Here is a 12,740-nt window from a genome sequence, read left to right on the forward strand (position 1 = left end):
ATGAATTTCAAAACTCTTCACTTATTTAGGTATCATTAATTTGTTACTCTTATCAATTAGAGACTAATTAGATGGATTTTAAATGGTAGCCCAATGAAGTTACGACTTATTCCTTTTTTGCTTTTCCTCACTCTTTTTGCTGGTTGTGCCGTCTACACTGGGCTGAATTACGATGACTTATTTGGTAAAGCCGAAGTCCAAGAACGTATGCCCGAATACAATAGTAAGGCTGCTCAACGATTTGTTAACGAGATCAAACCTATCTTGGATAACCGCTGTGTGGTTTGTCACGCCTGTTATGATGCGCCCTGCCAGTTAAAATTATCTTCTGTTGAAGGCATCGATCGTGGCGCAAATAAAAGCTTAGTTTATGAAGGAACTCGTTTAACCGCTTCCAATCCCACCCGTTTGTTCGAAGATGCTCAAACCACGCAAGAATGGCGAAAAATTGGCTTTCACCCCATTCTCAATGAGCGTTCACAAATTCCAGAAGCCAATTTAGAAGCCGGTCTTGTGGCTCGCTTACTGACGCAAAAACAAATGCATCCTCTGCCACAACAAAAACAATTAGAAGGGTTTGATTTTTCTATTGATCGCCAACAACAATGCCCGACGATTGAAAACTATGAGCAATACCAAACCGATTATCCAACTTGGGGAATGCCGTATGGTATGCCAGCATTAAGTAATGCAGAACATCAAACACTCATGAACTGGCTTGCTGATGGTGCCATCATGACCGCTCATGCTCCGCTATCAAAAGCGCAACAAGATGAAGTCGATAAGTGGGAAGCCTTTTTAAACGGCGATTCTCTAAAGCAGCAATTATCTAGCCGCTATATTTACGAGCATTTGTTCTTAACCCACCTGTATTTCACTGATAATCCAAGAGCAACCAAAGAGAGCTCGATTCAATTCTTTGCGATGGTTCGCTCTGCGACGCCTCCTGGTCAACCGATCAAACGCATTGCCACCCGTCGACCTTATGACGATCCCAAAGTAGACCGTGTGTATTATCGACTGGCTGCCTACCCTGCCACCATAGTGGATAAAACCCACCAGCCCTACGCGCTCAATGACGCGAAACTGCAACGCGTGAAGTCACTGTTTATTGAGCCAACTTATGAAGTGAAACAACTTCCTGGTTATGAGCCAACCGTGGCAGCGAATCCAATGACCGCCTTTGCCGATTTACCGGTCGATGCGCGATTTAACTTTATGCTAGATAACGCGCAAAACACCATCATGAGCTTCATCAAGGGCCCTGTGTGTCGTGGTCAATTAGCTCTAAACGTGATTAATGACCGTTTCTGGGTATTCTTTGTTGACCCTTCTGCTTCAAAATTCCCGAGCGTGAAAAAGTTCTATTACGATCAAACCGACAACTTAAAATTGCCATCAGAAAAGCAAAGCAATGTGGTCCCGATTTATCAATGGGTCAGCTATTCAGAACAACAAGCACGTTATTTAAAAGCCAAAAACCAAGCCATGAATGAATGGTTTAAAGGCGGTGAACATCTCACGACTGATCTGGTTTGGGATGGCGATGGTAAAAATGACAATGCAGCATTAACCGTATTCCGTCATTTTGATAGTGCGTCCGTGGTGAAAGGCTTGGTCGGTAAACCGCCTAAAACCGCATGGATAATGGACTACGCCCTACTTGAGCGTATTCAGTATTTATTAGTCGATGGTTTTGACGTGTATGGCAACTTTGGTCACCAGCTAATGACCCGGATGTTTATGGACTTCCTGCGCATGGAAGGTGAAGAGAATTTCTTATCTTTGCTCCCTATCGCGGATCGCCACCGCATCATGGAAAGTTGGTATCAAGATCCATCACCGCAACTGAGCGCCTTTATTCAACGTGATGTGAAAAAATTTGAAGAGCCAAGCAGTATCAAGTACAAAACTCAAGATACTCAAGCTGAACTGTATCAATTGCTAAAACAACGCTTGAAGCCAGTACTAGGCCATCGTTATGAAATTCGTGATACAGGATTATCAAGCGAAAACGAAGCCACATTACGTAAAATTGATGATATTAAAGGCAAAGGCTTACTCCCCGTACCTCAACTTGTCACCGTGTTAATTACGACCAACAGTGGTAAAGACCAAGTTTTCACTTTGATTCACAATAACGCTCATACCAATATTTCGAGCCTATTCGATGAAGAAAGTAATCGCGATCTTGAAAATGATGATCTGACCTTTGTCAAAGGCATTGTAGGCAGTTATCCCGCCGCTTTCTTGCAGCTAAAAGAAAAAGATATCAACGATTTTTATCAACGTTTAGCCACTATGCAAAATAACGATGACTATGTATCGATGTTAGATAAATATGGTATCCGTCGTAGTGATCCTGATTTTTGGTCATTTAGCGATAGAATTGCCGAATGGTATAAAAAAGATCAACCTGTTGAAGCGGGCTTACTCGACTACAACCGCTTTGAGAATCGCTAGGTTCAGCATAACTTAGTTTCAATCACTGAATAGGCTTGAATGGTTTACTGATCAGTAACCGCATTCAAGCCTATTTTTTTATTGATAATTAAATTATGCTTGAGTAAGACCAATTTTATTGAACATTCAGGATGTTAATAATGAAGAAAACGACTCGTACTATGCCTGCTCACAAGAACATTGCTCTTGTCGCGCACGATCATTACAAACCAGAACTACTTCGTTGGGTTACGGAAAACAAAGAAAAATTGCAAAGCCACTTCTTATATGCAACGGGAACAACAGGTAATCTACTCAGCCGTGAAACTGGCCTTGCGATTAAAAGCCTGATCAGTGGCCCTATGGGTGGTGACCAACAACTGGGTGCGCTGATTTCTGAAGGCAAAATCGACATGATGATTTTCTTTTGGGATCCACTCAACGCCGTACCGCACGACCCAGATGTTAAAGCACTACTGCGCATTGCTTCTGTGTGGAATATTCCGGTCGCCACTAACCGTGCCACTGCAAAATTCCTATTCAATTCTGTATTACTAGAACAAGAAGTGGATATTGAAATTCCCGATTATCAAGCCTACTTGAACGAACGCTTATAATCTTTTAGCGCTTAATAAAGGCTCAGCGTTTTAACTATTATTCATCCCAAGCACACCACATCGGACATCGGTGTTTGGGATTTTTTATATCAGCCATGCTTCTATAGCTTTCTTTCTCTCTTTCTCTCTTTCTCTCTTTCTCTCTTTAAAAGAGTAATCACACTACGACTAAAGTCTAATTTAGGCTGTTGTTTTTATTAGTTTATTCATCAAACTTTGATTATGGATCTGGCCGCTATCTTTATGGAGATAATAGCTATTTAAGAGGCAATGTGACTCTTGCCATACGCAAGCACAAATTGCTCGACTACTTTTTAAGCAACGAGATAAAGGACGTAATGTATTTCTCGTCGTACCTCATGCGTACCCAATAATAAAAAGGAAAAAATTATGCTTAAAAAACTCGCCTTAACCGCCATGATCAGCGCAGCGCTTTCAGTACCATCCGTATTTGCGCAAGACCTCACTGTCGGATTTTCACAAATTGGTTCTGAATCGGGTTGGCGTGCAGCGGAAACCAGCGTAGCGAAATCAGAAGCTGAGAAGCGTGGAATTACCCTCAAAATATCTGATGCGCAACAAAAACAAGAAAACCAGATCAAAGCTGTGCGCTCTTTTATTGCCCAGGGTGTTGATGCCATCTTCATTGCACCTGTAGTACAAACTGGTTGGGGCCCCGTGCTTGAAGAAGCCAAAGACGCTGAAATTCCTGTTTTCTTACTAGACCGCGGAATCGATGTTCAAGACGACTCCCTTTACATGACAGCGGTGATGGCCGATAACGTTCTCGAAGGCGAACTGGCCGGTAAATGGCTCGCCAATAAAGTCGATGGCAAAACATGTAATGTTGTTGAACTGCAAGGTACTGTCGGCGCGAGTGTGGCCATTGACCGTAAAAAAGGCTTCCAAGATGCGATCGCCGGTTCAGATAACGTGAAGATCATTCGTACTCAATCGGGCGAATTTACCCGCAGTAAAGGTAAAGAAGTCATGGAGAGCTTCATCAAAGCCGAAGATAACGGTAAAAACATTTGTGCTGTTTACGCGCACAACGACGATATGGCTATCGGTGCGATTCAATCTATTAAAGAAGCGGGCCTAAAACCGGGCTCAGATATCTACATTGTTTCTATTGATGGTGTACCCGATATTTTCAAAGCCATGATGGCCGGTGAAGCGAATGCCAGCGTTGAGTTGACCCCCAACATGGCTGGCCCAGCTTTTGATGCTTTAATCAAATACAAACAAGACGGCACCCTCCCACCTAAACACATTAAAACCGAAACTAACCTATTTGAACCTAATAGCGCAGAAGAGCAATTAGCGCTTAAGAAAAATATGGGTTACTAATCGAGTAGAACGAACCAACACGTTTGACTCAATCAACCGGTTTTAAGGGTTTCATCGCTTAGCGCCGCTCTCATGAGTGACTAGATTTTTGAGATTAACCTAAGCGTTGGACGAACCCGTTATAAGAAGGATCATGTGCTTATGCGTGCTTCACACTTGTGGACACGCATTACTTAGGCACTAACGGAGTCGTTATGCAACAAGCCACACCTGAACAAGGACATTCAGCTGCACCCCATACTTCTCGTCCACTACTACAAACGCGTGGGATCAGTAAGTCATTCCCTGGAGTACGTGCTTTAGATAATGTTGATTTTGAACTTCAACATGGAGAAATTATGGCACTATTGGGTGAGAACGGTGCCGGAAAATCTACCTTAATCAAAGCCTTAACGGGCGTTTATCAAAAAGATTCTGGTGACATTATTTTAGATGGACAAACCATAAACCCGACCGACACATCACACGCCCAGCAGCTAGGCATTGGCACGGTTTACCAAGAAGTAAACTTGCTGCCCAATATGTCGGTGGTCGATAACTTGTTCATTGGCCATGAGCCGAAAAAATGGGGCTTTATCAACCGAAAATCCATGACCCAGCAAGCCAAGGAATTGGTGAAACAATATGGTCTGAAAATTGATGTTACTCTGCCGCTCAATCATTTTTCGGTGGCGATTCAACAAGTGATCGCCATTGCGCGCGCAGTATCCTTATCCGCCAAAATGTTAATTCTCGATGAGCCCACAGCCAGCTTAGATAACAACGAAGTAAAAATGCTGTTTAAAATCATGGTTGACTTAAAAGCTAAAGGGATCAGCTTAATTTTCATTACCCACTTTTTAGATCAAGTTTATGAAATCTCTGACCGAATTACCGTGCTGCGTAATGGACAGTTAATTGGCACTCGAACCACTCAAGATTTACCCAGAATCGAGCTGATTAAAATGATGCTAGGTAAAGATCTTGATGACAACGCACTTAAACGTGCAGGTAAAACTCGTCTCAGTAACACGCCAACGGTTCAATTAAAAAACTATGGCAAAAAAGGCACGATTCAGCCTTTCGACCTCGATGTTTACCCTGGCGAAATTGTTGGCTTAGCAGGCTTACTAGGCTCTGGACGTACAGAAACCGCTGAAGTCATTTTTGGTATTCAACCTAGTGACAGCGGTGAATGTGTTTTCCGCGGCCAGAAAATCACCGTGCATTCAGCCCGTAAAGCATCACGGAGTGGCTTCGGTTTTTGCCCAGAAGATCGAAAAACCGATGGTATTATTGGCGCCGCGTCAGTACGGGAAAACATTATTTTGGCCCTGCAGGCTCAACGTGGCTGGTTTAAACCTATTCCAATGAAAGAACAGCAAGATATTGCCAATCGTTATATTAAACAACTCGGCATTAAAACGCCGAACATGGAGCAGCCAATCGAATTTCTGTCGGGTGGTAATCAGCAAAAAGCCTTGCTGGCACGTTGGCTCCTGACCAAGCCCAAATTTCTCATTCTCGATGAACCGACTCGCGGCATTGACGTGGGCGCACACGCCGAAATCATTCGTTTAATTGAAACCTTATGCGCCGATGGGTTGGCACTTTTAGTGATTTCTTCGGAACTAGAAGAGTTAGTTGGCTATGCCGATCGAGTCATCGTATTACGCGATCGCAAACAAGTTAAAGAAATCCCAACCGAATCATTAAGCGTACCAAATATCATGCAAGCTATTGCGCAAGGAGGTGCGGCATGAACACGAATACGGTTCAACATTCTATCAAGCCGAAGCCGGTGAAAAATCCCCCTCAGCAACCTTATGGCTTTAAATTCAAAATGCCTAAAGGTGCGCCACAGGTGGCGGCTCTCATTTTGGTATTCATTATTAATAGCTTAGTGGCCGATGGTTTCTTTTCTATCCACATTCAAGATGATCGATTTTTCGGAAGCTTGATTGATATTCTGAATCGCTGCGCGCCAGTGGCGTTATTAACCATAGGTATGACCTTAGTGATTGCCACCGGCGGGATTGATTTATCGGTCGGTGCGGTAATGGCGATCAGTGGTGCGACGATGGCAAGCTTAACTGCGCAAGGCTACCCCGTACCTGTGGTGTTGCTGGCGGCACTCGCTTCCGGGCTAATTTGTGGCTTGTGGAATGGCTTTTTAGTGGCCGTGTTTAAAATACAGCCCATAGTGGCGACCTTGATATTGATGGTGGCTGGACGCGGCATTGCTCAGCTTATTACCGAAGGCCAGATCATCACCTTCAATAATGACACCCTCGCTTGGTTTGGCAGTGGCTCGTTTCTCTACTTCCCAACACCGGTCATCATTACTTTAGTGTGTGTGTTTTTGGTTTGGATGCTCACCCAAAAAACCGCGCTCGGGCTATTTATTGAATCGGTTGGTATCAATATTCGCGCGGCTAAAAACGCCGGTATCAATACCCCTGTGATTGTGATTTCCACCTACATGCTAAGCGGTTTAATGGCCGCCATTGCTGGCATTATTGTCGCAGCGGACATCAGAGGAGCCGATGCCAATAACGCTGGTTTATGGCTTGAAATGGACGCTATCTTAGCTGTGGTTATTGGTGGTACGTCCTTAATGGGTGGCCGCTTTCACCTGTTTTTAGCCTTAATTGGCGCACTGATTATTCAAGGTGTGAACACCGGGATATTGCTGTCAGGCTACCAACCGCAATGGAACTTAATTGTTAAAGCGCTGGTTGTGTTAGTAGTACTGGTTTTGCAATCTTCAGCGGTGTTAAATTCCGCTAAGCGAGGTCAATCATGATCAAAAGACACTTACCTTTAGTGATCACCATCAGTGTGTTTTTCCTCGGCTACCTCATTTGTCTAATTGAGTACCCCGCTTTTTTAAGCACACGAGTGATCTGTAATATCCTCACCGACAACGCATTTTTAGGCATTATTGCCGTTGGAATGACCTTTGTTATTCTCTCTGGCGGGATTGATTTATCGGTAGGCGCTGTGGTGGCTTTTACTGGTGTTTTTCTTGCCAAAATGGTTGGCGATTGGGGCATCAACCCTATGGTCGCCATTCCTATTGTTTTAGCCATGGGGGCAATGTTTGGTGCCATGATGGGCTGGCTAATTGATACCCTAAAAATTCCACCATTCATTATTACTTTGGCTGGTATGTTCTTCTTACGAGGCGCAGGATTCCTACTTTCTGAACAATCGATTCCAATAACACATCCTATTTTTCGTGAACTGTCACGCGCATCATGGAAAATATGGGGTGGTGGCCGTTTGAGCTTAATTGCGATCATCATGCTGGCTGTCGTCGCATTGGGTATTTATCTTGCCCATCGTACCCGCTTCGGTAATAACGTCTATGCGATTGGTGGCAATGCACAATCTGCTGCATTAATGGGCGTTCCCGTGCGCCGCACTAATATCAGCATTTATATGTTATCAAGCTTACTCGCCACGTTAGCTGGGGTTGTCTTCTCTATTTATACTTCAGCAGGCTATCCGTTAGCAGCGGTTGGGGTGGAGCTTGATGGCATCGCCGCCGTCGTTATTGGTGGTACGCTTCTTTCTGGAGGGGTTGGCACTGTCTTTGGCTCGCTATTTGGCGTTCTGATACAAGGCTTGATCCAAACCTACATTACCTTTGATGGCACATTAAGTTCATGGTGGACCAAAATCATCATTGGTATTTTACTGTTTTGCTTTATTGGCTTGCAGCGCCTACTTGTGGTTCTCTCCGAACGGCGCAGAAATGCCTACTCAGCCAATGAGGCAAAAGTTGAGGGTGCAACGTGATCCCCAGTTTTTTGCACCTATTTTTGTGGTCATTTTAGCGGGTATCATAGGCCCGCTTTTTTATTTCAAATCAAACAATTGTCACCTGCTTGCAAATTATCCTTTCAAACTGAGTGTGTTCATTTCTGTTTTAGTCTAAAGTAATAAATTCATATAGTTGCTTATTTTTACCTAAGGTCAATAAGAATGAATCTGTTCAAAAAACACTGGATAAGCGCGCCGATTGTTGGCTCATTCAGCTTGCTATTAGCTGCGTGCACTACCTCTTCTTCACTCAATTTACCGGCACTTGCAGATACAGCGCAAAAAGCCGAAGGCACGATAGTATGGCGCGATCTTGTCACCACGGCACCAGACCAAGTCAAGCCGTTCTACCACAACGTTTTTGGCTGGGACTACCAAACCGTGAATAGTGATTACAGCCTCATTACTTACCAAGGCAAGCCTATTGCTGGTATGGCAAAAATGCCAAGTAACAGCACCACTAACTATTGGTTGCCTGTGATGTCGACCGCTAATGTGGATGCCACTTTAGTAAAATCGACTCAAGCCGGCGGTAAAACATTAATAAAGAAAACCACACTCAAAGGCCGTGGTGATATCGCAGTCATTCAAGATCCGCAAGGCGCGGTATTCTCAGTATTGGATACCGTCAATGGCGATCCGATGCCACTTGATAAACAAGCCGGCAACTGGGTATGGCAAGAAGTTTGGACACAAGATGTTACTCAAAGTCAGCAGTTCTACCAATCATTGAACAGCTACAACAAAGCAGAAAAAGCACTCGGTGACCACAGCTATCAATATCTTACTATGGGTGGTAAACCTGCATTTGGCGTAGTAAAAAAGCCGAATGATGACATTACCACTACGTGGGTGAACTACATTAAAGTGGATGATGTTAACGCCACTGTTGCTAAAGTTGAGCAAAATGGCGGTGTCGTATTAATGGCACCAAACAAACAAGTTCGTAATGGCACCGTGGCTATCGTCCGCGACCCAGCTGGTGCAGGCTTCGTGATCCAAGAGATAGCACAGGAGATGAAATGATGAAACGCATTAAACAACTGCTTATTGTTACCGCAGCGGTATTAATGGTGGCCTCTTGTACTCCGTACGCAAGCCTAGATATTGGTGCACCATTTAAAATTGGCCCTGTCTATGTCAATCCAAGTATTGGTATTGGCGGCAACCTATAAAACCATTGATTTTACTAAGCGACTTCAATAGCATTTTGCGGTCGCTTAGCTTTACATTTTTCAATGTTTGTAAGAGAACACAATGAACCCGATTCTAGCTTTATTAAAAGAACACAATATCGAAGACGCTCAAATTCGTGAGATTTTTCAAGAGCTCACCACCAACCCAATGGCTGCAATGGCGACCATTAGCCAACTAGGACTGCCACAAGAAAAACTGCAGATGTTAATGGCTCAGGTAATGCAAAACCCAGCCTTGATCAAAGATGCGGTGGATGAACTAGGCTTGGATTATTCAAAAGTAGAACAAGCTAAAGAAAAGCTGCAAAATCAGTAAGGTAATATTCAAACATAACTAAAAGGTCGTGAGCCAAAAACTCACGACCTTTTTGTTTTCAGACTTGCAGATTCGCTTTCGACTAGCTCAACGCGACTTCCACATCCGATTCGATCTGGCATGAACATGCCAATACAAAGCCTTGATCTAATTCTTCTTGCGTTAACGTTGCCGTACTAGTGCGAGTGAACTCCCCTTTGGTGACTTTGCATTTACACGAACCGCAAATACCGCTACGACAAGCTGCAATCACAGGTACTTTCGCCGCCTCTAAAGCATCAATTAATGCACTGCCCACCTTTGCTTCAACTTGTGCACCAAAGGCTGGTACAAAAACGGAGGCTTGGCTTAAAGCCTGTGCTTTGTTTTCTGCATCATTGGCAACCACTTTTGGCTGTTCAGATTCCGCTGGTGTAAAGCTTTCTTGATAAAAGAAATCCATATTCATACCCAGCGCTTGCAGGTTCTCTTTCATCGCCGCCATAAATCCCACAGGCCCACATAAGAAGGCACTACGCTCGGCAATATCAGAACAGTATTGCTTTAAAGCCGCTTGAGTTAAGCGCCCTTCTAAATAGTCCGAACCTTGGGCATTTTCTAACATCACATCAAGATGAAAACGCTCATATGATGCGGCCATTTCAAGTAATTCTTGATGGTAAATAACTTGCTCTAATTCGGTTGCCGCATGAATAAAGTAAATATCTGTGGTGTCAGTTTTATCGGATAATAAAGTTTTCGCCATCGACATCACCGGCGTAATACCGCAACCGGCGCTAAGCAATACAATTCGCTCACCATGCGGCTGACCAATATGAAATTCACCAGCAGGTTTTAACACTGAGACGATTTGACCTTCTTGTAAAGAATCAACGATATAGTTGGAAACTTTACCACCATCAACGCGTTTAATAGTCAGCTGTAATTCGTTTTGATTAGGCATTGAACTTAATGAATAAGCGCGATATTCCGTCTTACCCTCTACTTCAATACCGAGCGTGATAAATTGGCCAGGAATAAAATCAAATACGGTGTCTGAGTTTTGATTATCTGCTACTAAAGTAACGCTAACGCAATTTGGAGTTTCCTGCCATTTACGTTGGCAAATAAAGGCTGCGGGTTGGTTGTCTGGCCATTCATACTTGTTCATTTTTTATCTCTACCATGTTCTCAACTATTGCTTTCGATATGTATGCCACCTTGAAGGGTCATCAAGGTGGCATTTTTACTCACATAATTACGCCGCTTTTTCGCCTAAAATAGTTTTTAAGTCGGCTTCAACCGTTGAGATCCCACGTAGGTCAAATTTCTCTTGCATCACAGCCATGAGGTTATCGGTTAAGAATGCCGGCTTGGTTGGGCCGGTATATATACCTTTAATGCCTAATGCAAGAAGCGTTAATAGAACCACAATGGCTTTTTGCTCAAACCAAGATAGAACCAAAGTCAGTGGCAGCTCATTCACGCCACAATCAAACTCTTTTGCCAATGCGAGTGCTAATTGAATCGCTGAGTATGAGTCATTACATTGGCCCACATCTAAGAGACGAGGAATGCCATTGATTTCACCATGCTGTTCTTTATTGAAACGGAACTTACCGCAAGCCAGCGTTAGAATTAGGCTGTCATCTGGCGTTTGTTTCGTGAACTCATTGAAGTAGTTACGCTCCACTTTGTCACCATCACAGCCGCCCACTAGGAAGAAATGGCTGATGTTACCTTGTTTCACCTGATCGATAACCGCAGGCGCCGCTTCCATCAATGCATTACGACCAAAACCCACTGTGATCATGTGTTCAATTTCATCGTGTTTGAACCCTTCTTGCGCTAATGCACATTCAATCACTTGTGAGAAATCATCACCGACAATATGAGTCACATTTGGCCAACCTACAATACTACGAGTAAAGATACGATCGTTGTATTGGCCCACTTCTGGGTTTAATAGGCAGTTTGATGTCATCACAATCGCACCCGGGAAGTTCGCAAATTCTTTTTGCTGATTCTGCCAAGCACTGCCATAGTTACCGACTAAATGAGGATATTTATTTAATTGAGGGTAACCATGCGCTGGTAACATTTCACCATTGGTGTAAACGTTAATCCCTTTGCCTTCAGTTTGTTGTAGGATTTTTTCAAGGTCATGCAAATCATGGCCAGACACGAGAATACATTTGCCTTTGACTGGCTTAACGTTGACTTGAGTTGGCGCTGGGTGACCAAAAGTTTCCGTTTCACCACGGTCAAGCATTTCCATGATCTTGTAGTTCATCAAACCAATTTGCATTGAACACTCAAGCAACGCTTGCAGATCTTGAGGCTCAGAGCCTAACCAAGACATGATTTGGTGATATTCTGCGAAAATAGCTTCATCTGTTTGACCCAGTACGCGTGCATGCTCCATATAAGCTGCCGCACCTTTTAGGCCATATAGAGATAATAAACGTAACCCCATGACATCGGGGTCTACCGTTTCATGACCACGGTTTACGGCTGCAAGAGGTGCGTATTTTAATAACTCTTCACGAGCGGTTGGTAATGCAAATTGAGCCGCTGGCGTTAATTCTGGTAATGCTTGATTAGCTAATGTTGCCGCTGCACGGACTTTTTCTTCTAAACGTAATTTATATGCATACGCTTGATTAGAAAATTCAACAATACGGTCCGCATCGAAGTTGACGTTAGTTAAGGTAGAAAAGAATGCTTGAGGTGACCACTCATCAATTTCTGTATCGACAATATCAAACTTGCGACCAAGATCCGCCCAAAAAGACACACCTTGCAATACGTAAACTAAGATATCTTGCAGATCAGACACTTCGCTCGTTTTACCACACATACCTTGTGCGTAAGAACAGCCATCGCCAGCAGGGGTGCGGATTGTTTGCTCACATTGAATACAGAACATAGTTTAAAGCTCCAGTGATTAATAATAATTAGGCCTATCCCATGACGGCCAAGAAAAACTTAATCACTGTATTGCACGCAGCGTGCCAAATTTTAACTTATTGA

At 43.6% G+C, this 12,740-nt stretch carries 11 protein-coding genes; 9 read left to right on the forward strand and 2 right to left on the reverse strand.

Annotated elements, in window-relative coordinates:
• Nucleotides 1–93: 93 nt before the first annotated feature.
• From Vgang_RS15035 to Vgang_RS15075, 9 genes are all read left to right on the forward strand, one after another.
• Nucleotides 94–2,463, forward strand: a complete 2,370-nt coding sequence (locus Vgang_RS15035) for a fatty acid cis/trans isomerase (RefSeq protein WP_105901642.1) — start codon at nucleotides 94–96, stop codon at nucleotides 2,461–2,463.
• Nucleotides 2,464–2,603: 140 nt separating this feature from the next.
• Nucleotides 2,604–3,059: a methylglyoxal synthase gene (locus Vgang_RS15040; protein ID WP_105901643.1), complete on the forward strand. Its 456-nt coding sequence runs from the start codon at nucleotides 2,604–2,606 to the stop codon at nucleotides 3,057–3,059.
• A 390-nt stretch (nucleotides 3,060–3,449) separates the two neighbouring features.
• Entirely contained in the window at nucleotides 3,450–4,409 is a 960-nt protein-coding gene (gene ytfQ / locus Vgang_RS15045; protein WP_105901644.1) for a galactofuranose ABC transporter, galactofuranose-binding protein YtfQ, read from the forward strand.
• 194 nt (nucleotides 4,410–4,603) lie between these two features.
• Entirely contained in the window at nucleotides 4,604–6,151 is a 1,548-nt protein-coding gene (gene ytfR / locus Vgang_RS15050) for a galactofuranose ABC transporter, ATP-binding protein YtfR (RefSeq protein ID WP_105901645.1), read from the forward strand.
• Entirely contained in the window at nucleotides 6,148–7,194 is a 1,047-nt protein-coding gene (gene ytfT / locus Vgang_RS15055; RefSeq protein ID WP_105901646.1) for a galactofuranose ABC transporter, ATP-binding protein YtfT, read from the forward strand. The genes ytfR and ytfT overlap by 4 nt, the downstream gene beginning before the upstream one ends.
• A complete protein-coding gene (gene yjfF / locus Vgang_RS15060) occupies nucleotides 7,191–8,192 on the forward strand; it encodes a galactofuranose ABC transporter, permease protein YjfF (protein ID WP_105901647.1) in 1,002 nt (333 codons plus the stop codon). Before ytfT ends, yjfF begins: the two co-directional genes overlap by 4 nt.
• Before the next feature lie 186 nt (nucleotides 8,193–8,378).
• Nucleotides 8,379–9,242, forward strand: coding sequence for a VOC family protein (locus tag Vgang_RS15065; RefSeq protein WP_105901648.1), 864 nt, complete (start codon nucleotides 8,379–8,381; stop codon nucleotides 9,240–9,242).
• Complete coding sequence (locus tag Vgang_RS15070; protein ID WP_157946010.1) at nucleotides 9,239–9,391, forward strand: hypothetical protein; 153 nt, start codon at nucleotides 9,239–9,241, stop codon at nucleotides 9,389–9,391. Before Vgang_RS15065 ends, Vgang_RS15070 begins: the two co-directional genes overlap by 4 nt.
• Nucleotides 9,392–9,473: 82 nt before the next feature.
• Nucleotides 9,474–9,728: a DUF2999 family protein gene (locus Vgang_RS15075; RefSeq protein WP_105901649.1), complete on the forward strand. Its 255-nt coding sequence runs from the start codon at nucleotides 9,474–9,476 to the stop codon at nucleotides 9,726–9,728.
• Nucleotides 9,729–9,810: 82 nt separating this feature from the next.
• On the opposite strand, the gene Vgang_RS15080 is transcribed toward Vgang_RS15075, so the two are convergent.
• Nucleotides 9,811–10,878: a hybrid-cluster NAD(P)-dependent oxidoreductase gene (locus tag Vgang_RS15080; RefSeq protein ID WP_105901650.1), complete on the reverse strand. Its 1,068-nt coding sequence runs from the start codon at nucleotides 10,876–10,878 to the stop codon at nucleotides 9,811–9,813.
• An 87-nt stretch (nucleotides 10,879–10,965) separates the two neighbouring features.
• Nucleotides 10,966–12,636 (reverse strand): hydroxylamine reductase, encoded by a 1,671-nt coding sequence (hcp, locus tag Vgang_RS15085; protein ID WP_105901651.1) that lies wholly within the window; start codon nucleotides 12,634–12,636, stop codon nucleotides 10,966–10,968.
• Nucleotides 12,637–12,740: the final 104 nt, after the last annotated feature.

Source organism: Vibrio gangliei (assembly GCF_026001925.1).
In the GTDB taxonomy this organism is placed as follows: domain Bacteria; phylum Pseudomonadota; class Gammaproteobacteria; order Enterobacterales; family Vibrionaceae; genus Vibrio; species Vibrio gangliei.